This is a genomic window from Rhodococcus sp. 320_ES (assembly GCF_059691855.1).
The window spans coordinates 1,219,904-1,240,306 of the sequence record NZ_JCAWAG010000001.1 but is presented as its reverse complement, the minus strand read 5'-3'; the positions used below and the strand labels follow the sequence as shown (position 1 = coordinate 1,240,306).

Genomic DNA, 20,403 nt, shown 5'->3' with positions numbered 1-20,403 from the left:
ACGAAAGCAGAACGTGGTGAAAGCTCGGCATGTGCACGAACTTTCGGATCGACCCTCGCAAGAAGGCCAATTCCCCTACGTGTGACGCTCGGTGTCCCCGACCGTGGTCGCACTGTTGTGGGTCATTCGCTTGTCGGGACCGTTTGGATTGGTCCGATCGTCTTCTTCTTCGCTGCCGAGAGCCGAGACGTTACGACCGTCAGCCGCGACGGGACGCTCCGGTGATCTTCTGCCAGCGGTTGCGCAGGCCCCACACCGTGACCTTGAGCAGGGCCTCGCGAACGATGTTGCCGCTCATTTTGGACTCGCCGCGCTCGCGTTCGGTGAATGTGATCGGTACCTCGTCGACCACGAAGCCCTCCTGGATGGTGCGCCACGCAAGATCGACCTGGAAGCAGTAGCCGTGCGATTCGATCTTCTCCAGCGGCAGCTTCTCGAGGACCTCCCGACGGTACGCGCGGTAGCCACCGGTGATGTCGCGCAGCTTGACCCCGAGAGCGAGCCTGGAATAGACGTTTCCGCCGCGGGAGAGCACCTCGCGGTGCTTGGGCCAGTTGACGACGGACCCGCCCGGCACGTAGCGGGACCCCAGTACGAGGTCGGCGCCGGCGTCCACCCGCGCGAGAAGCAGGTGCAGCTGCTCGGGGGCATGGGAGCCGTCGGCGTCCATTTCCACCAGGACGGTGTACGCACGCTCGAGGCCCCACCGGAACCCGGCGATGTAGGCGCCTCCGAGGCCGTTCTTCTCGCTGCGGTGCATGACGTGGATGCGGCCCGCAGCGTCGCCGGCCGCCAGCGAGTCGGCAAGATCGCCAGTGCCGTCGGGGCTGCCGTCGTCCACGATCAGTACGTGGGTGTCCGGGAGTGCGCGATGAAGCCGCTCCACGATCTGCCCGAGATTGTCGATCTCGTTGAACGTGGGCACGATCACCAAGGTGTGATCGCTCGGCTTCTCTGCCGTCATCGCGCGTCCTCTCCTCCGGCCGGTGGCCGGTTCGTTGATGTCCGGGCCGCGCGTCTGGTCGAGACCACGGCCACGGCGCCGGCAAACAGGGCAACGGCCACGAGAACGTATTCCGGAATCGCGCCGAGCCGGGTTGCCAGAGTAATACCCGATCGGACGCCCACCGACGACACGAGGAAATCGGCGTCGAAAAGATTGGTGCGTTCCGTCACGGTGCCGTCCGGTGCGACGATCGCGCTGACACCGGACGTCGCGGCGACGACGACGGTCCGTGAGTGCTCCACCGCCCGCACCCGCGACATCGCGAGTTGCTGATACGTCATCTCGGTGTCGCCGAACGTGGCGTTGTTGGTCGGCACCGCGATGATCTGCGCGCCCGACTCGACGGATTCGTGCAGCGCGCGGTCGAACGCGACCTCGTAGCAGGTGGCGACGCCGACGGCCAGGTCGGCCGGTCCGGACAGGTCGCGGGTGTCGTTGACGTGAACCACCCCGTTGCCCTGCCCGGGCACGAAGTTTCCGGCGGAATCCGCGTAGGAGGAGAAGAGACGGAAGAAACTGCGATACGGCAGGTATTCACCGAAGGGCTGAATGATCTTCTTGTCGTGACGCTCCCCTACGCTCCGCGCGCCGTTCCACACCAGTACGGAGTTGGTGGTCGTCCCGTCGGAGTTGACCAGAACGGCCCCGACCAGGATCGGCGCCCCGATTCGCTCCGACACGGCCGAGATCTCGGTCGCGGCGTCGGCGTTGCGCAGGGGGTCGATGTCGGAGGCGTTCTCGGGCCACACGACGACGTCGGGCCGCGGTTGCCGACCGGCGTCCACCTCGTCGGCCAGGCGCAGCGTCTCCTGGACGTGGTTGTCGAGCACCTTGCGACGTTGGGCGTTGAAGTCCAGGCCCAGCTTGGGAACGCTCCCCTGGATCGCCGCCACGGTGATGGTGCGGTCGCCGTCCGTGGGGCCGGCCAGCGTCGTCCCGACGATCGCCGCGACGACGGGCCAGAACACCGTCACCGCGAGCGCCCCGGCCAGAGCGCGCACGGTGCGACGCTCCGCCGACACGGCGCTGCGAACGAGCGCGGCCAGACCGGTTCCGGTGAGTGCGACGGCGAAGCTCAGCAGCGGAGCGCCACCGAGCTCGGCCACCGGCAACAGCAACGACTGCGATTGACCGAAAGCGAGACGGCCCCACGGGAAGCCGCCGAACGGGACGGAGCTGCGCAGCCACTCGGCCATCGACCACGCCGCGGCAATCCACAACGGCGCGAAGCGCAATCTGGCGACCAGGACGGCGAGGATTCCGAAGAGTCCGACGAACACCGCTTCCGCCACGCACAGAGCGATCCATGGCAGCGGCCCGACGTACACCCCGATCCACGGCAACAGCGGAAGAAAGAACCCCAGTCCGAAGAGGTACCCGTAGAGGAAACCGCCCTTCTTGCTCACCCCCGGCGCGGCGAGTACCGATGCGATGACCGCGATGGCGATCGGGGCGAGAAACCACAGCGGTCTCGGCGGGAACGAGAGGTACAGCAGCCCACCGGATCCGGCCGCGAGGACGAGGCGCAGAAGCACGATCACCGGGCGAAGACCGTCCGTCCGCGGTGGACGGTCCGCAGACAGGTCGGGTCCGTCAGTCCCGCGTCCATGCGCGGAAGCGCCGGAACCCGTGACCGCGGATCGGTGGACCAGCGCTGCACCGAGTCCTTCGGCGCGCTCACGACGAGTTCGTCCGCATCCCACACTGCGTAGGAGGCGGGCGCACCCGGCACCAAGGTTCCGGCCAACCCGTCGCGCACTCCCCCGGCCCGCCACGCGCCGCGCGTTGCCGCGGCGAACGCAGCGCGCGGTGAGATGGCCGATCCGGGTGTGCGGTGGTTGACCGCAGCACGGACGGCCGACCACGGGGACAGCGGTGTGACGGGCGAGTCGGTTCCGAACGCGAGCGAGACGCCCGCCGCGGCCATCATGGCGAGGGGATTGAGCTGCGCGGCCCGGTCGGCCCCCAGCCGCGCCGCGTACATCCCCGTCGGCCCACCCCACACGGCGTCGAAGCCGGGTTGCACACTGGCGATCACTCCGCGGGCGGCGAGCGTGGCGGCCTGGTCCGAGGTGACCATCTCGGCGTGCTCGACGCGGTGTCCTCTCGAGGCGAACGAGGGCCCACCCAGTTCGTCGACGACCGTGCCGACGGCCTCGACCACCGCGGCCATGGCGGCGTCCCCGATGACGTGGAACCCGGCTTGGATTCCGGTGCGGGTGCACGCCGCGAGGTGAGCGGCGATGGCGGCGACATCCAGGTAGCTCGAGCCGGTGTGGTCGGCGTCGGAGTAGGGGCTGGTGAGCCAGGCGGTTCTCGAACCGATGGATCCGTCCACGAACAGGTCGCCGCCCAACGCGTGAGCTCCGGTGTCGGCCAGCAGTGATCGGGCCTCGTCGTCGGTGGCGACGGCCTCACCCCAATAGCCGCGCACCTCGACACCGTGCTCGAGCGCGAGCAGAGCGGCGAAGTCCTCCCGCCCGCTGACGTCGGGCCCCGCGCACTCGTGCACGGCGACGATGCCGTTCTGCGCTGCTGTGTCGAGTGCGACCGAGCGGGCACGTTCCGCGTCACGCGCCGTCATCGCGTCTCGGACCGCACGCCGCACGGCGTGGTGCGCGTCGCCGACCACGGGCGCGTCGTCGACGGGGACACCCGCCATGGTCCGCAGAGCGGTGGAACACGCCGCCGAGTGCGCATCGATGCGGGAGAGGTAGACCGACCGCCCCGGTGCGGCGGCGTCGAGTTCGGCGGTCGTCGGCGCGCGGTGCTCGGGCCACGCCGATTCGTCCCAGTTCTGCCCCCACAGCACGTCGTCGTCGAGCTGCGCCGCGTGCGCGCGCAGGAGATCGAGACATTGTCCGAGCGAGCGGGCGTCGCTCAGGTCGAGACCGCCGAGTGCGAGGCCGGTGGCGGTGACGTGCACGTGGGTGTCGACGAACGCGGGTGCGACGAACGCGCCGTCCAGGCGCACGATCTCGGCGTCCGGATGCAGAGCCAGCGCGGGTCGATCCTCCCCGATCCACACGACGGTTCCGTCGGTGACGGCCATGGCGGTCGCGTCCGGTGCCGCCGGGCTGTAGATGCGGCCGTCGATCAGCAGTTGCGTAGTCACGGGAGTCGAGTCTGCCCGGTGTGCGGACCGGTGCGTGCGCCGCGGGTCAGTCGCGCGGCTTGCGCAGGTCGGGGCCCTCGATCACGGGGTAGGACTCGCGGGTGCGGGGTTCGGTCACGACCTCACCGTCGACGACGACGTGGCCCGACGCGAACGTCGGCCCGAATCGTCCACCCGCGGGAGCGAACCGACCGGCCGCCACGGCACCCCCGAGCCTCTTGCTCCCCACGGCGGCGACGATCGGACGGAGCAGGGCGCGCGTGAGCGGGAAGAGCAGCAGCAGCCCCAACGCGCTCGTGACCAAACCGGGAACCGCCATGAGGATCGAGCCCGCCGCCACCATGCCGCCGTCGGCGAGCGCACCGATCGGCGAGCGACCTGACGCGGACGCCGACCGCAGTTCGCCGAGCACCCGTCGACCCTGCGAGCGGACGAGGAGCAGGCCGAGAACGGACGTGAGCACGACGAGCAGAACGGTCGCCAGAATTCCGATGGTGCTGCCGAGCCACACGAGGGCGGCAATCTCCACCACCACGTAGAGGAAGAAGTACAGCAGTGCCATGACGAGTCCTTTCGCGGGTCTTGTCCGAATCAACGCGCGGCGCCGGCCTTTTTCTCCCGGAGCGGCGGCACTGTCAGCAGATTCTCAGCTGCCCGGGGTGACGACACCCGTCTCGTAGGCGAGGACCACGGCCTGCACCCGGTCGCGCAGATTCAGCTTGGTGAGCACCCGCCCGACGTGCGTCTTCACCGTCGCCTCGGACAGGAACAGCGTTCCTGCGATCTCCGCGTTCGACATTCCCGACGCGATCAGTTCCAGCACTTCCCGTTCGCGGTCGGTCAACGAATCCAGGATCGTCGCGTCGCGGGTCGGAACCGGTTCGTCGGTGATGAATCGGGACAGCAGGCGCCGGGTCACCCGCGGCGAGACCACCGCGTCCCCGGCGGCGACGCTGCGGACCGCCGAGACGAGGTCCTCCGGCGGGGTGTCCTTCAGCAGGAATCCGCTGGCCCCGGCGCGCAGGGCGCCCAGCACGTGCTCGTCCAGGTCGAACGTCGTCATGATCAACACTCGGACAGATTGCTGAGTGGACGTGATGCGCTCGGTCGCGGTGACGCCGTCCACGCCCGGCATGCGCACGTCCATCAGAACCACGTCGGGTTCCAGACGGGCAGCGGCGGCGATGGCCGATGCACCGTCCGAGGCCTCTCCCACGACGGTGATGTCGTCGTGCGCGTCGAGCACCATCGTGAGGCCCATGCGCATCAATTCCTGATCGTCCACCAACAACACCGAAACGGTCACCGCGAGAACCTATCGCGCGCAGATCACGAATCGAGGTCGAGCGGAAGCTCGGCCCGTACGGCCCAGGTTCCGTCGCGCCGTCGTCCGACGCTGAGGTCGCCGCCGAGGACGGCGACTCGCTCGCGCATTCCCAGCACGCCGTTGCCGGTCCCGTCGGTTGCGGAGACCGAGGCACCGTGGCCGCTACCCGAGCCGTCGTCCACGATCTGCACCAGGACGTCGCGCTCGCGGCGTGCGACGACGACCCGTGCACGCGGGGTGCTTCCGCCGTGGCGCAGCACGTTGGTCAGCGACTCCTGGACGAGACGGTGGATGCCGAGCGCGATCGCCGGTGGGAGTTCGTCGATGTCGCCGCTCTGTTCGAGTTGCACGGTCAGCCCGGCGCTGCGCATTCTCTCCACGATCTTCGCCAGCGCTGCGGTGCCGTACTGGGGAAGGCTGTCGTCCGGGTGCTCGGTGCGGAGCAGCGACACCGTTCTGCGTAGTTCCGACAGCGCCTGACGGCCCGTCGCGGAAATGTTGTTCAGCGCCGCTTCGGCGCGGTCCGGATCCCGTCGCAGCGTGTAGGACGCGCCGTCGGCTTGCACGATCATCACGCTGACCGCGTGCGCGACCACGTCGTGGAGCTCGCGTGCAATCCGAGTGCGTTCTGCTGCAACGGCTTCCACGGCGCGCCGGTCACGCTCGTCCTCCGCCACGAGCAACCGGGCCTCGACCTCCCGGTCGTAGGCACGTCGGGCACCGGTGAACTCGGCCGAGATCCACGCCAGCGAATAGGCGAGAAGGGACACCCCGATGTTCTCGACGAGCGATCGGTCCAGCAGCACCGCCGCGAACACGTCCGTGGCCAGCAAGACCACCAGATATAGGGCGCCGGGGAGTCGACCGAGGTAAGCGACCAGCGTGTAGAGCGCGGCGACGGTACCGATCAACCCGAGGTGGGCGGTGTCGTCACCGACCACATGGGACACGATCGCGGCGATCGGCGCCATCGACAGCGCTGCCCACGCCGATGCCAGGGGAAGCCGGCGACGCCACGGGATCGGTGCGCAGATCGCGACACCGACGAGCAGGTACGCAGTCTTGTTGTCCGCGTTGACGGTTCCGATCAACTCCAGTGCGAACAGAACGGCGGCGAGCACACAGTCGGCGACGAACGGCTGTTGCCGAAGCCACAGACTCAGCGCGCGCATGGGGTCAGCCTATTCGGATCACCCTGTGATCCACTGATGTCATGGGCGCTGCCGACTGGTCGATTCTTCTCGTGGCCGCGCTCGCCGCGGGCTGGGTCGACGCGGTGGTCGGCGGCGGCGGGTTGATCCTCATTCCGGCCCTCTTTCTGGTCGCGCCGACCTTGACCCCGCAGGCGGCGCTCGCGACGAACAAACTGGCGGCGGTCGCGGGGACGTCGGCCGCCGTGCTGACGTTCGCGCGACGACTGGCGATGAACTGGCGACTGCTCGTTCCCGCCGGCATCGCGGCAGGGTGCGCGTCTGCCCTCGGCGCGGCGACCGTGGCCTTGATCGACAAGGACGTGTTCGTCCCCGTCATCCTCGTCGTCCTGGTCGGTGTGGCCCTGATCGTCACGTTGCGACCCAATATCGGTGCGGTCTCGACCGCGCCACCGGCCACGCGCCGTCGACTCGCCTTGGTGGTGCCGGCCGCCGCGGTGGTGATCGGCTACTACGACGGTTTGTTCGGGCCCGGTACCGGCACCTTCCTGATCATCACCTTCGCCACCCTGCTCGGAACCGAATTCGTGGCGAGCGCCGCCATGGCGAAGGTTCTCAATCTGGGGTCGAATCTCGGTGCGCTGATCTTCTTCGCGGTCACCGGCAACGTCCTGTGGGCTCTCGGGCTCACGATGGCCGTCGCCAACATCGCGGGCGCAGTCGTCGGTTCTCGAATGGCGCTGACCAAGGGATCCGGGTTCGTGCGCATCGTGTTGCTCGTCGTCGTTCTCGCGCTCGTCGTCCGGTTGGGATGGCAGCAATTCGGCTAGCGTGAGCGCGGTGACCACGAACTCACCGCCGAGGTCCGTCGACGCGGACTTTCTCGCCCTGCCCCTGCGCACTCTGGCCGACGCCGCGCTGACCGTCGCCCGCGCCGCCGGGGCCACACATGCCGACCTCCGCGTACACCGCATCCGGACTCAGTCCCTCCGGCTGCGCGACGGCGCGGTTCAGTCGTCGGTCGAGAGCGTCGAACTCGGTGTGGCGGTACGCGTCGTCGTCGACGGGACGTGGGGATTCGCCTCGCACGCCGAACTCGGCGTCGACGTGGTGATCGAGACGGCGCACCGCGCCGTGCAGGTGGCACGCGCACTTCGATCTCTGAACCGGGACCCGGTGGTGCTCGCTCCGGAACCCGTCTACGAGGACGTCAGCTGGGTGTCCGAATACGCGGTCGATCCGTTCGACGTACCGACTCCCCACAAGATCGCGCTGCTGAGCGAGTTCTCCGCGCGCCTGTCCGCTTCCGACGGTGTCGACCACGTCACCGCGTCGGTGTTGCAGGTCAAGGAGCAGACGTTCTACGCCGACATGGCCGGATCGTCGGTGACGCAGCAACGCGTGCGGCTCCACCCGCAGATCGAAGCGACGGCCGTCGACTCGGCGGCAGGAACGTTCGAATCGATGCGCACGCTCGCTCCCCCGGTCGGCCGCGGCTGGGAGTACCTGGTGGGCACCGAGAACGGGGCCGAGGGTGGATGGGACTGGGATGACGAGCTGGCCCGGATCCCCGAATGGCTCGCCGAGAAGGTCAAGGCGCCGCCCGTGGTGGCCGGCCCGATGGATCTCGTGATCGACCCGACCAACCTCTGGCTCACGATTCACGAATCCATCGGTCACGCAACGGAATACGACCGCGCGATCGGATACGAAGCCGCGTACGCGGGTACCTCGTTCGCGACCCCCGACCAACTGGGCACGCTGCGGTACGGCACCCCGATCATGCATGTGACCGCCGATCGCACCGAGCCGCACGGACTGTCGTCCATCGGATGGGACGACGACGGTGTCGCGTCGCAGAAATGGGACCTCGTTCGCGACGGTGTGTTGGTGGGATACCAACTCGATCGAGTGTTCGCGCCGCGCCTCGGACTGCCACGATCGAACGGATGCGCCTACGCTGACTCGCCGCACCACGTGCCTATTCAGCGGATGGCCAACGTCTCGCTCCAGCCCGACCCGGTGACGGACACGACAACCGAAGATCTGATCTCGCGCGTCGAGAACGGGCTCTACGTCGTCGGTGACAAGTCGTGGTCGATCGACATGCAGCGCTACAACTTCCAGTTCACCGGGCAGCGATTCTTCAAGATCGAGAACGGTCGCCTCGCCGGGCAGGTGCGCGACGTCGCATACCAGGCCACCACGACGGACTTCTGGGGCTCGATGGAGGCCGTCGGCGGACCGTCGACGTGGCGCCTCGGTGGTGCCTTCAACTGCGGCAAGGCGCAACCGGGTCAGGTCGCGGCGGTGAGCCACGGTTGTCCGGCCGCGCTGTTCCGCGGCGTCAACGTACTGAACACGCGAGCGGAGGCGGGAGCATGATCGGGGCACACGAACTGGTCGAGAAAGCGCTCGCGCTCACCACCGTCTCCGACGCCGTCGTCATCGTGACGGACGCCGGCGAAGCCTCCCTGCGGTGGGCAGGAAATTCGATGACCACGAACGGCGTGTCCATCACCCGGTCGTGGTTCGTGGTCGCCATCGTGCGCGAGGGCGCCGAGGCCAGGGTCGGCACGGTCGCCTCCACGAGCACCGACCCGGACGACATCGCCGCCGTGGTCGCGGCCGCCGAGGACGCGGCACGCAGCGCTGAGCCGGCGGACGACGCGATGCCGCTGATCGACGGCTCCGGCGCCGGGCAAGACTGGGGCGCCGGGCACGACTGGGGCGAGGTGGCAGCGCCGACGGGAGTCGACGTCTTCGGCGCGGTCACCGACGACCTCGGTGCCGGATTCGACGGCGCCGATGCGTTGTACGGGTTCGCGTCTCATCGGGTCGCCACGACCTGGCTCGGGACCACCACCGGGCTGCGCCGCCGGTTCGTCGAACCGGTGGGGTCCATCGAGATCAACGGTAAGCGCGGCGGCCTGAACGGCGCGAGCGCCTGGGCCGGCACCGGAACGCGCGACTTCGCGGACGTGTCCGTCTCGTCGCTGCTCGGCGACATCTCGCGACGCCTGGACTGGGCCGCCCGGACGGTCGAGCTGCCCGCCGGACGGTACGAAACGCTTCTGCCGCCGTCCACCGTCGCCGACCTCATGATCTACCTGATGTGGACCATGGACGGTCGGGGCGCTCAGGAGGGGCGGACGGCACTTTCCGCGCCGGGCGGAACGCGCATCGGCGAGCGGCTCGGAACACTTCCCCTCACCCTCTTCAGCGACCCGTCCGCGGCCGGCCTCGAGTACTCACCGTTCGTGGTGGCCGGCTCGTCCAGCGATGCGGTGTCGGTGTTCGACAACGGCATGCCCGCCGAGCGGGTGGACTGGGTGCGCGGCGGCGTTGTGAACGCCCTCGCCTACCCGCGCGCGGCGGCCGCGGAGTTCGGCGCACCCGTTGCCGTGCCCGGCGAGAACCTGATCATGACCGGCGGATCGGGCGCGTCCATCGACGACATGGTGGCACGCACCGAGCGTGGCTTGCTGCTGACGACGCTCTGGTACATCCGCGAAGTCGACCCGACCACGTTGTTGCTGACAGGCTTGACCCGAGACGGCGTGTACCTCGTCGAGGACGGGCGAGTCACCGCCGCCGTCAACAACTTTCGGTTCAACGAGAGCCCGCTCGATCTGTTGCGGCGGGCAACCGAAGCGGGCGCCACGGCCGCGACGCTGCCACGCGAGTGGAAGGACTGGTTCACTCGCACGGCGATGCCGGCGCTGCGGATACCGGACTTCCACATGTCGTCGGTGAGCAAGGCACAGTAGGGGCGGCTCCGCCCCCTGTGCGCGATTTCCGGCCCCCTAGGGACGGAAATCGCGCACAGGGGTGACTGCAATCCCCACCGTGCTCGACTTGCCCTTGAACACCTGACTTGCGGTGACCAGGACACGGCCGACGATGCCGTACTTCGCCATGACCGCCTTGCGCGTCCGTTCGGTGCCGGCGTCGTCGAGAACCCGCGCGGTGGCCTCCTGCGTCGGGCCCACGTTCTTGCCCGCTCTGTCACAGGTGGCGAGGAGGACGCGCGGAGTGTTCCTGATGCGCTTGACCTTCCACGAGTTCGCCTGAGTCCACATCAGCAACTCCCCGTTGTCCAGCGCAGCCCAGATGGGCATGGGCTTCGGGGTGCCGTCCTTGGTGAAGGTGGTCAGCTGAACGTATTTCGCGGTACCGACGTCTCCGAAGGGATTGGTGCTCATGCGCTCAGCCTAGGCGCCGACGGGTACCGAGCTACTACTTCTCTTTCGGCAATCTCGAGACGCGGGTGGTTGTGAGGAGTACTAGTCATGATCGACGAAGGAGGCCTGCCAGCCGTGATCGAGTTTCCCCGACGCACGTTCTTCAAGACCGCAGGGATCGGTGCCGCAGTTCTGCTCGGCGCCACGAAGGGGGTTCCGCGCGCGTTCGCCGAACCGTCGTCCGTGCGGGGCTTCTACCGGGCCGGCACCACCTTGGACACCGTCGGCGTTCCGGCGGCGAGCGGACCGGGCGCCTATCGGTCCCTGGTCGCCGGTCCCGCCTGGCCGCTCGTCGTCCGCACCGAACTCGCTCAGCCACGTGCCGATCGGGATTCCCGCCGCACCGCTCTTGCGTCGATCGTCCAGACGACCGACGTGCATCTCGTGGACGCCCAGAGCCCGGTCCGCGCGGAGTTCGTGCGCACGCTCAATTCGTCGGCGTTCCGCTCGTTCGAGACGATGGGCACGCACGGTGCGGTGTCATTGATCGAGCGCATCAACGCACTCGAATCGGGCCCGTTCTCGGGCCGACGCTTCGACTGCGTGGTCAGCACCGGCGACAACACCGACAACCACGAGCACGCGGAACTGGACTGGTTTCTCACCGTGTTCGACGGGGGCACGCTGACCCCCAACACGGGTGATCCCGCCCGGTACGAGGGCGTGCAGACGTGGGGTTCGACGCTGTACTGGCAGCCCGAGTCGTCGGTTCCGGACGACTTCAAGCAGAAGGGTTTTCCGCAGATTCCGGGTCTGCTCACGGAGGTGCTGCGGCCCATCACCAGTCCTGGCCTGAACACGCCCTGGTACAGCGTTTTCGGCAACCACGACAACAGCGTGCAGGGCACTCTCCCCAGTGGGCTCGACCCGATCACCGCGCTGTACACCGGCACGATCAAGCTCGACGTGCCGACCGCTCAGCCCGACATCGACCGCATCGCCGCGGTGGTGCGCGATCAGCCGACGATGCTGCCCGCCGCTCTGGCGTCGGCGGCCGTGGCGGGGCCCGTGCGGACCGTCACCGGCGATCCGCGCCGTGCCCCGTTCACGATGCGTGAGTACATGGCTGCCCATCTCGCGCCGTCGGGCGGACCGGGGCCGGTCGGACACGGATTCGCGCCCGACGCACCGCAGACGGGCATCACCTACTACTCGTTCGAGATCGCGCCCGGCGTCGTCGGCATCTCGATGGATTCGACCAACCACGCCGGGTTCACCGACGGCTCGATCGGTGCCGGGCAGGCGCGATGGATCGAGAACCTCCTCGTTGCCGGCTCGAGTGCGTACTACGACGCGGCGGGAACGCGCATCACCCACTCGGCGTCGGACACCTTGTTCGTCGCGTTCAGCCACCACACGTCCACGTCTATGGAGCTGCCCATCCCGGATCCGGAGAACCCTGCCGAGCCGCGGTACACCGGCGGCTACCTGCTCGACCTGTTCGGACGGTTCCCGAACCTGGTGGCCTGGGTGAACGGTCACACTCACGACAATCGGGTGTCGCCGCACGCCGGTCCGACCCCGGACCGCAGCTTCTGGGAGATCAACACCGCCTCGCACATCGACTTCCCGCAGAACGCGCGCATCGTCGACGTCTGCGACAACGCCGACGGCACGCTCTCGCTGTTCTGCACGCTGATCGAATCGGCCGCCCCGTACACGGCGAACTTCGCCGACCTGTCGCGTGTCGGTCTGGCGTCCATGTACCGGGAGATGTCCTACAACGATCTCGGACGTGACCCCAAGCGCATCGGTACCGCGGGGGACCACAACGTCGAGCTGCTGCTGGTGTCGCCGTTCGCGTGACTCACGCGCCCTCGAGGTCACCTTCGCTCTCGAGGTACGCCGATCGGAGATCCGCCAGCAGCTGCGGATCGGGCTCGGCCCACAATCCACGTTCGACGGCCTCGAGCAGTCGCTCGGAGATTCCGTGCAGCGCCCACGGGTTGGACGTGGTCATGAACTTGCGGTTCTCTTCGTCCAACACGTATGTCTCGGTGAGCTTTTCGTACATCCAGTCCTGTACGACGCCGGTGGTGGCGTCGTAGCCGAACAGGTAGTCGACCGTCGCCGCCATCTCGAACGCACCCTTGTACCCGTGGCGCCGCATGGCCGTGAGCCAGCGAGGGTTGATCACTCGAGCACGGAACACCCGCGCCGTTTCCTCCGCCAAGGTTCGGGTGCGAACGGACTCGGGCCGGGTGCTGTCGCCGATGTAGGCCTCGGGCGAGGAACCGGTGAGCGCGCGAACGGTCGCGACCATGCCGCCGTGGTACTGGAAGTAGTCGTCCGAGTCGGCGATGTCGTGCTCACGTGTGTCGGTGTTCTTCGCCGCCACGGCAATGCGGCGGTACGCGGTGCGCATGTCGTCGGCCGCGGGAATGCCGTCGAGTCCGCGTCCGTACGCGAATCCACCCCACGTCGTGTAGACCTCGGCGAGGTCCTCGTCGCTCCGCCAGCTCTTGCTGTCCATCAACTGGAGCAGGCCCGCGCCGTATGATCCGGGCTTGGAGCCGAAAATGCGTGTGGTGGCGCGTCGTTCGTCGCCGTGCTCGGCGAGATCGGCCTGCGCGTGCGCGCGAACGAAGTTCTGCTCGAACGGCTCGTCCAGCGCGGCGACGAGGCGCACCGCGTCGTCCAGCATAGCCAGAACGTGCGGGAACGCGTCGCGGAAGAAGCCGCTGATGCGCACGGTCACGTCGATGCGCGGTCGGTCCAGCTCGTCGAGCGGGATCGCCTCGAGCTCGACGACGCGACGAGAGGCCTCGTCCCACACCGGCAGGACACCCAGAAGCGCGAAGACCTCGGCGACGTCGTCACCGGACGTGCGCATCGCGCTCGTCCCCCACACCGAGAGGCCCACGGACTGCGGGTACTCCCCGTGATCGGTCAGGTACCGGTCGAGCAGCGAGTCGGCCATCAGTTGCCCGGTCTCCCAGGCGAGTCGCGACGGAACCGCCTTGGGATCGACGGAGTAGAAGTTGCGACCGGTGGGCAGCACGTTGATCAGACCGCGCAGCGGTGACCCGCTCGGACCGGCCGGAATGAATCCGCCGGCGAGGGCGTGCAGGATGCGGCCTACCTCACCGTTCGTCTCGCGCAACCGCGGAACCACTTCGGTCGCAGCGAATTCCATGATGGCGGCTACCGTGTCGCCGTGTCCGGCGGTCACGGCCGGGACGGCGTCCACCGACCAGTCCGCCGCGGCCATGGCGGCCACGAGCGCCCGCGCATGAACCTCGATCTCGTCGACTCGGTCGCGTACCTCGTCGCCGTCCTCGCTGAGCCCCAACGCTTCTCGCAAGCCGGGGACGCTGCGCTCACCGCCCCACATCTGCCGGGCGCGGAGCATGGCGAGCACCATGTCGATCTCGGACTCCCCGCACGGCGCTTCACCGAGGATGTGCAACCCGTCGCGGATCTGCACGTCCTTGATCTCGCACAGCCAGCCGTCGACGTGCAGAAGCATGTCGTCGAAGACCTCTTCGGCGGGACGTTCCTCCAAGCCGAGGTCGGTGTGCATCTGCGCCGCAGTCATCAGCGTCCAGATCTGCTGACGGATCGCCGGCAGCTTGACCGGGTCCAGCGTGGTGATGTTGGAGTGCTCGTCGAGCAGCTGCTCGAGTCGGGTGATGTCGCCGTAGCTCTCGGCTCGCGCCATCGGCGGGATCAGGTGGTCGACGAGCGTCGCGTGGGCGCGGCGCTTCGCCTGCGTCCCCTCCCCCGGGTCGTTGACCAGGAACGGGTAGATGAGCGGCAGATCGCCGAGTGCTGCGTCGGTTCCGCACGACGCGGACATCGCAAGGGTCTTGCCCGGCAACCATTCCAGGTTGCCGTGCTTGCCCAGATGCACGACGGCGTCGGCGCCGAAACCACCGCGCTCCCGCGGCGCCGCCACCCACCGGTACGCCGCCAGATAGTGGTGACTCGGCGGCAGATCGGGATCGTGGTAGATCGCGATCGGGTTCTCACCGAAACCGCGAGGGGGCTGCACCATGAGAAGAATGTTCTCGAATTGCAGTGCAGCGATGACGATTTCGCCGTCCGGATCGGACGAACGATCGACGTACAGCGAACCCGGTGCCTCACCCCAGTGCGCGTTCACGCGATCGCGGAAGTCCTGCGGCAGCGTGTCGAACCATTCGCGATAGAGCGAGGCGGAGATGCGAACGGGGTTGGACTCCAACTGATCCTGCGTGAGCCAGTCGGGGTCCTGGCCGCCGGCGGCGATCAGGGCGTGGATGAGGGCGTCGCCGTCGTGCGCGGCGAGACCGGGCACCGCGTCCTCGCCGAACTCGGGGCCCATGCGGTATCCGGCGTCGCGCATCGCAGTCAGCAATCGGATGGTGCTGGCCGGAGTGTCGAGGCCCACCGCGTTGCCGATGCGCGCGTGTTTGGTGGGGTACGCCGACAGCATCAGCACCACGCGCTTGTCCTGCGGCTCGATGTGGCGCAGTCGGGCGTGACGTACCGCGATACCCGCGACACGTGCGCACCGCTCGGGGTCGGGGACGTACGTGCTCAGACCCTCGGAGTCGATCTCCTTGAACGAGAACGGAACCGTGATGATGCGGCCGTCGAACTCGGGAACGGCAACCTGCGTCGCCACGTCGATCGGGGTCATGCCGTCGTCGTTCGACGCCCAGGTGGCGCGGCTGCTCGTCAGGCACAGACCCTGCAGAATCGGCACGTTCAGCGCGGCGAGTTCGGCGACGTCCCAGGCCTCGTCGTCGCCTCCCGCGGACGCACCGGCGGGCTTGGTGCCGCCGGCCGCCAAGACGGTGACGACCATCGAGTCGGCCTGCCGCAGCGTCTGCAGCAATTCGGGCGGTGCCGCGCGCAGCGAGGCGCAGAAGATGGGAAGCGGGCGGGCGCCGTGCGCCGCGATGGCGTCGCACAGGGCGTGGATGTACGCGACGTTGCCCGCCAGATGCTGTGCGCGGTAGTACAGGACGGCGACAGTCGGGCCGTCGACCTCGTCGTGCCGCTCGAGCAGACCCCAGACGGGCAGGTGCGCGGGAGGCTCGAAACCGTGACCGGTCAGCAGGACGGTGTCCGACAGGAAGTACGCGAGCTGGGCGAGGTTCTCGGCGCCGCCCTCCGCGAGATAGTTGTGGGCCTCGGAGGCGACGTTGGCGGGAACGGTCGACAACTCCATCAGTGCGGCGTCGGGAGCCTGCTCGCCGCCGAGCATCACCAGCGGAACACCGGACTTCAGGACCGCGTCGACGCCGCGAGACCACATCTGCCGACCGCCGAGGATGCGCAGCACCACAACGTCCGCCTCGGCCAACATCGCCGGAAGGTCGTCGGTGACGCTGATTCGGTTCGGGTTGGCGAGCGAAAAGTCGCCGCCGGAGGCCTTGGCGCTCGACAGATCGGTGTCCGAGGTGGACATCAGCAAGATCACAGGTACTGCCTCCCATGGGGTTTCGCGCCCCGTCGGTCGCTCGCGGTGAGCGGCTCGGGTCTGACTTTCACAGTGGCGCGACCGTGCCGGAATCACACCGGCTTCCGCGCTGCTCTCGGCTGATCCTACGGGTCGTAGTCTGAAATGCATGGAACAGGACAGGACCGTCGCCGACGCGTGCCCTGGCGCGTTGCAGGTCCACCAGGCATCCGACGGCGCCCTGGCGCGGGTGCGGCTTCCCGGTGGAGTTCTGACGCCGACTCAGATGCAGGTTCTCGCGACAGCCTCGACCGAGCTGTCGACCGGCGAGCTGGAACTCACCAGCCGCGGGAACATCCAGTTGCGCGCCGTCACCGATCCCGACGACCTGGCCGAACGGCTCGCGGACGCCGGCCTGTTGCCGTCGGAGACACACGAGCGGGTGCGGAACATCCTCGCGTCCCCACTCGCCGGACGGGTGGGCGGGAAGTCGGTGTCGGGGCTGGTCGACGACCTGGACAGTGCACTGCGAGCCGACGCCGACCTCGCCGACCTGCCCGGGCGCATCCTGTTCACCGTCGACGACGGACGCGGCGACGTCTCCGGCATGGAAGGCGACATCGGCGTCCACGCCACGGGTGAGGACTACGCGCTGATTCTCGCCGGACGCGACACCGGTGTCCGGGTCCCTCGCGCGGGCGCCGTCGAGACGATGATCGACGCGGCGCGCGGATTCCGGGCCGTGCGCACCCGACACTGGCGCGTCTCCGAGCTGCCCGACGTCGAGGCGGTGCTCGCGCACACCGGACACGAGCCGACCGCGGAGCGCATCGATTTCGACGTCGTCGCGGCGGCGCCCGTGGGCTGGTTCGACCAAGACGACGGCAAGGTGGCGTTGGGCGCGGCCCTGGCTCACGGCCTGCTCCCCGCGCGTACCGCCGAGTTCCTGGCCGCGGTTGAGAAGCCGATCATCGTCACGCCGTGGCGATCGCTCGTTCTGGTCGACCTCGACGAAGGGGTCGCCGAGCAGGTCGTGCGGGTGCTCGCGCCGATGGGGTTGATCTTCGACGCGGAGTCGCCGTGGGTGACGGTGAGTTCCTGCGTCGGTTCACCCGGGTGCGCGAAGTCGCACACCGACGTTCGAGGTGACCTGGACGAGGCCGTCCTGAACGGCGACGTTTCGGCAGGCGAACGCCAACACTGGGTCGGGTGCGAGCGGCGGTGTGGCCGCCCCCGCGGAGACGTGACCGACGTGGTCGCCGGACCCGAGGGGTACACGGTGACACCGCCCGCGTGAACCGCTCCCCTAGGGTGAACCGCATGCACGACTACATCAGCGACGGCGCCGAGATCTATCGGCGGTCGTTCGCCACGATCCGAAACGAGGCCGATCTCTCCGCGTTCGCGCCCGACGTGGCGCAGGTCGTCGTCCGCATGATCCATGCGTGCGGTGAGGTGAATCTGGCTCAGTCGATCGCGTTCACACCCGGTGCGGTGAAGCGGGGGCGTGCGGCCTTGGAGGCAGGCGCACCCATCCTGTGCGACGCGACGATGGTCGCCGCCGGAGTGACTCGCCGCCGGCTGCCGGCAGACAACGAGGTCGTCTGCACCCTGAACGCCCCGACGGTCCCCGAGATGGCACAACGGTGGGGAATGACGAGAACCGCAGCGGCAGTGGACCTCTGGGTCGACAAGCTCGAGGGGTCCGTCGTCGCGATCGGAAACGCGCCCACCGCGCTGTTCCGTCTGCTCGAACTGCTCGCCGACGGCGCCCCCCGCCCGGCCGCCATCCTGGGCGGCCCGGTCGGATTCATCGGCGCGGTCGAATCCAAGGAGGATCTGATCGCGTCCGATCTCGGACTCGAGTACGTCGTGGTGCGCGGTCGCCGTGGAGGCAGCGCCATCACCGCCGCCGCAGTCAATGCTGTTGCGAGCGAAGAGGAATGACCGGGAAACTGTGGGGTGTCGGGATCGGGCCCGGTGATCCGGAGCTCGTCACCGTCAAGGCGGCCAGGGTCATCTCCGAAGCGGATGTAGTGGCCTTCCACAGTGCGCGGGGCAACAGCATCGCCCGCGCCACCGCGTTGCCGTACCTGCGCGAGGGCCAGATCGAGGAGCACCTCGTCTATCCGGTGACCACCGGCACGACGGAACACCCGCTCGGCTACGACGGTGCGATCGCGGACTTCTACACGGAGGCAGCCGAGCGACTGGCGGTGCACCTCGAGGCGGGACGCTCGGTGGCGCTACTGGCTGCGGGAGATCCGTTGTTCTACAGCTCTTATCAGCACATGCACATGCGGTTGGCGGATCGGTTCGAGACCGAGATCGTGCCCGGTGTGACATCGGTCAGCGCGGCGTCGGCGGCGCTGCAGGAGCCCCTTGTCGAGGACAAGGAGGTGCTGACGATCTTGCCGGGCACGCTGCCGGTCGCGGAGCTGACTCGCCGCCTGCGCGAGACCGACTCGGCCGCGATCCTCAAACTCGGCCGTACGTATCCGGCTGTGCGGCAGGCGCTTCGGGACTCCGGTCGCCTGTCCGAAGCGCGCTACGTCGAACGCGCATCGACGTCGACCGAGCGCGTCGTCGACGCATCCGACGTGGACGAGTCGTCGGTGCCGTACTTCTCCATCGCCGTCGTGTCGAGCCCGTCGTATGCCCCCGCCCCCGCTGCGGCGGGCGTCGGCGAGGTCGTGGTGCTCGGACTGGGCCCCGGGTCGGACGACTGGACCACTCCGCAAGCGCGAGCGGAACTGGCGAAGGCCACCGACCTCGTCGGCTACACCACCTACATCGACCGCGTGCCCGTGCGGGAAGGCCAGAACCGTCACGCCAGCGACAACCGGGTCGAGTCCGAACGCGCGGAGATGGCGCTCGACCTCGCGAGCCGCGGTGCCTCGGTGGCCGTGGTGTCCTCGGGTGATCCAGGTGTGTTCGCCATGGCCGCAGCGGTTCTCGAGGTGGCGGCCGAGGAACGCTGGCGCCACGTTCCGGTACGCGTGGTTCCCGGCATGACGGCAGCGAACGCGGTGGCGTCGAGAGTCGGTGCGCCGCTGGGCCACGACTACGCCGTGTTGTCCCTGTCGGACCGATTGAAGCCGTGGGACGTCGTGGAGAAACGGGTACGCGCGGTGGCGTCCGCGGACATGGCCATCGCCGTGTACAACCCGGCGTCGAAGACCAGAACGTGGCAGGTGGGCGCACTGCGCGACTTGGTGCTCGAACACAGATCCCCCGAGACTCCGGTGATCGTGGGCCGCGACGTCGCCGGGCGCGAGGAGGAGGTCTACGTGGTGACCTTGGCGGAGCTGGATCCGTCACGGATCGACATGCGGTGCCTGCTCATCATCGGGTCGTCGACGACCGTCGTGGCCGGTGACCGTGTGTTCACCTCGCGTCGGTACGCGTCAGATGGTGCAGAACCTCTGCCGCAGTAGCGAACTGGGCGCCCGTCGAGGTCGACGGTGGACGCTCGATCATCACCACCGGAACGTCGAGCTGCCGCGCAGCGACCAGTTTCGCGTGCGTCATGGCGCCGCCGCTGTTCTTGGTCACCAGGACGTCGACGGCCTGCTCGCACATCAGTCGCAGTTCGTCCTCGAGGTCGAACGGCCCGCGGGCGAGCACCACGGTCGACGAGCGTGGCATCGGGCCCTCGGGCGGGTCGATGGCGCGAATGACGAAGCGGTGAAGCTCGATTCCGGCGAAAGTGGCCACGTCCTGGCGCCCGGTGGTGAGGAAGACCGTGGCCGGTTCCGCAAGTGCGTCGAGGGCTTCGGCCGCAGCGGCCATTGTCGGCACCGGTTGCCACCGATCTCCCGCGACCGGCGTCCACGCGGGCCGGCGCAGAACAGCCATAGGGGTGTCGGTGCGGTCGCACGCACTCACCGCGTGCTCGGAGATGACGGCCGCGAAGGGATGCGTTGCGTCGACGACCTCGTCGATGCGGTTGTCGAGCAACCAGTTCCGAAGTCCGTCGACTCCGCCGAACCCGCCCGACCGGACGGTCCCGGCCGGTAGAGCGGGAGCATCCACGCGACCCGCGAGCGAGTAGACGACGTCGAAGTCCGGGCGGGCGGCGAGGAGGTCCGCGAGTTGGCGCGCCTCTCCGGTTCCGCCGAGGAGCAGGATTCGGCGCGGCGACGTCATCACACGATCATCTCAGAGGGTG

Annotated in this window: 16 protein-coding genes; 7 read left to right on the top strand and 9 right to left on the bottom strand. The window is 68.5% G+C overall.

Annotation, left to right across the window (positions count from 1 at the left end):
• Positions 1 to 199: 199 nt before the first annotated feature.
• The 6 genes from AC59JP_RS06115 to AC59JP_RS06090 all read right to left on the bottom strand — a co-directional run bounded on the left by AC59JP_RS06115 (position 200) and on the right by AC59JP_RS06090 (position 6,620).
• Entirely contained in the window at positions 200 to 964 is a 765-nt protein-coding gene (locus AC59JP_RS06115) for a polyprenol monophosphomannose synthase (RefSeq protein WP_497324721.1), read from the bottom strand.
• Positions 961 to 2,547 (bottom strand): apolipoprotein N-acyltransferase, encoded by a 1,587-nt coding sequence (gene lnt, locus AC59JP_RS06110; RefSeq protein ID WP_497324720.1) that lies wholly within the window; start codon positions 2,545 to 2,547, stop codon positions 961 to 963. Before lnt ends, AC59JP_RS06115 begins: the two co-directional genes overlap by 4 nt.
• Positions 2,544 to 4,121, bottom strand: coding sequence for an amidohydrolase (locus tag AC59JP_RS06105; protein ID WP_497324718.1), 1,578 nt, complete (start codon positions 4,119 to 4,121; stop codon positions 2,544 to 2,546). Before AC59JP_RS06105 ends, lnt begins: the two co-directional genes overlap by 4 nt.
• 46 nt (positions 4,122 to 4,167) lie before the next feature.
• Positions 4,168 to 4,683, bottom strand: coding sequence for an FxsA family protein (locus AC59JP_RS06100; protein WP_497324717.1), 516 nt, complete (start codon positions 4,681 to 4,683; stop codon positions 4,168 to 4,170).
• 84 nt (positions 4,684 to 4,767) lie between these two features.
• Positions 4,768 to 5,427 (bottom strand): response regulator, encoded by a 660-nt coding sequence (locus tag AC59JP_RS06095; protein WP_497324716.1) that lies wholly within the window; start codon positions 5,425 to 5,427, stop codon positions 4,768 to 4,770.
• 23 nt (positions 5,428 to 5,450) lie between these two features.
• Entirely contained in the window at positions 5,451 to 6,620 is a 1,170-nt protein-coding gene (locus AC59JP_RS06090; protein WP_497324715.1) for a sensor histidine kinase, read from the bottom strand.
• Between the two features lie 41 nt (positions 6,621 to 6,661).
• On the opposite strand from AC59JP_RS06090, the gene AC59JP_RS06085 reads away from it, so the two are divergent.
• From AC59JP_RS06085 to AC59JP_RS06075, 3 genes are read left to right on the top strand one after another with little or no spacing between them, the layout of a single operon-like run.
• Positions 6,662 to 7,429, top strand: a complete 768-nt coding sequence (locus tag AC59JP_RS06085; protein WP_497324714.1) for a TSUP family transporter — start codon at positions 6,662 to 6,664, stop codon at positions 7,427 to 7,429.
• Between the two features lie 10 nt (positions 7,430 to 7,439).
• Positions 7,440 to 8,984 (top strand): TldD/PmbA family protein, encoded by a 1,545-nt coding sequence (locus AC59JP_RS06080; protein WP_497324713.1) that lies wholly within the window; start codon positions 7,440 to 7,442, stop codon positions 8,982 to 8,984.
• Positions 8,981 to 10,369 carry a metallopeptidase TldD-related protein gene (locus AC59JP_RS06075; RefSeq protein WP_497324712.1) on the top strand — a complete coding sequence of 463 codons (1,389 nt, stop codon included), beginning with the start codon at positions 8,981 to 8,983 and terminating at the stop codon, positions 10,367 to 10,369. Before AC59JP_RS06080 ends, AC59JP_RS06075 begins: the two co-directional genes overlap by 4 nt.
• A 36-nt stretch (positions 10,370 to 10,405) precedes the next feature.
• Here the strand turns inward: AC59JP_RS06075 and AC59JP_RS06070 are convergent, their stop codons facing one another.
• Positions 10,406 to 10,804, bottom strand: coding sequence for a PPOX class F420-dependent oxidoreductase (locus AC59JP_RS06070; RefSeq protein ID WP_497324710.1), 399 nt, complete (start codon positions 10,802 to 10,804; stop codon positions 10,406 to 10,408).
• Positions 10,805 to 10,891: 87 nt separating this feature from the next.
• Between AC59JP_RS06070 and AC59JP_RS06065 the strand changes: the two genes are divergently transcribed.
• Positions 10,892 to 12,649: a TIGR03767 family metallophosphoesterase gene (locus tag AC59JP_RS06065; RefSeq protein WP_497324709.1), complete on the top strand. Its 1,758-nt coding sequence runs from the start codon at positions 10,892 to 10,894 to the stop codon at positions 12,647 to 12,649.
• A gap of 1 nt (position 12,650) precedes the next feature.
• Here AC59JP_RS06065 and cobN read toward each other — a convergent pair whose 3' ends face one another.
• A complete protein-coding gene (gene cobN / locus AC59JP_RS06060; RefSeq protein ID WP_497324707.1) occupies positions 12,651 to 16,253 on the bottom strand; it encodes a cobaltochelatase subunit CobN in 3,603 nt (1,200 codons plus the stop codon).
• A gap of 148 nt (positions 16,254 to 16,401) precedes the next feature.
• Here cobN and cobG point away from each other — a divergent pair, with 148 nt between their 5' ends.
• From cobG to cobJ, 3 genes are read left to right on the top strand one after another with little or no spacing between them, the layout of a single operon-like run.
• Positions 16,402 to 17,529, top strand: a complete 1,128-nt coding sequence (cobG, locus tag AC59JP_RS06055; protein WP_497324706.1) for a precorrin-3B synthase — start codon at positions 16,402 to 16,404, stop codon at positions 17,527 to 17,529.
• Between the two features lie 23 nt (positions 17,530 to 17,552).
• Positions 17,553 to 18,179, top strand: a complete 627-nt coding sequence (locus AC59JP_RS06050; RefSeq protein WP_497324705.1) for a precorrin-8X methylmutase — start codon at positions 17,553 to 17,555, stop codon at positions 18,177 to 18,179.
• Positions 18,176 to 19,669, top strand: a complete 1,494-nt coding sequence (gene cobJ / locus AC59JP_RS06045) for a precorrin-3B C(17)-methyltransferase (protein ID WP_497324704.1) — start codon at positions 18,176 to 18,178, stop codon at positions 19,667 to 19,669. The genes AC59JP_RS06050 and cobJ overlap by 4 nt, the downstream gene beginning before the upstream one ends.
• Here cobJ and AC59JP_RS06040 read toward each other — a convergent pair.
• The gene (locus tag AC59JP_RS06040; protein WP_497324703.1) at positions 19,620 to 20,381 is read right to left on the bottom strand and encodes a cobalt-precorrin-6A reductase; all 762 of its coding nucleotides are present in this window, start codon (positions 20,379 to 20,381) and stop codon (positions 19,620 to 19,622) included. The two genes, cobJ and AC59JP_RS06040, sit on opposite strands and share 50 nt — an antisense overlap.
• Between the last annotated feature and the right edge of the window lie 22 nt (positions 20,382 to 20,403).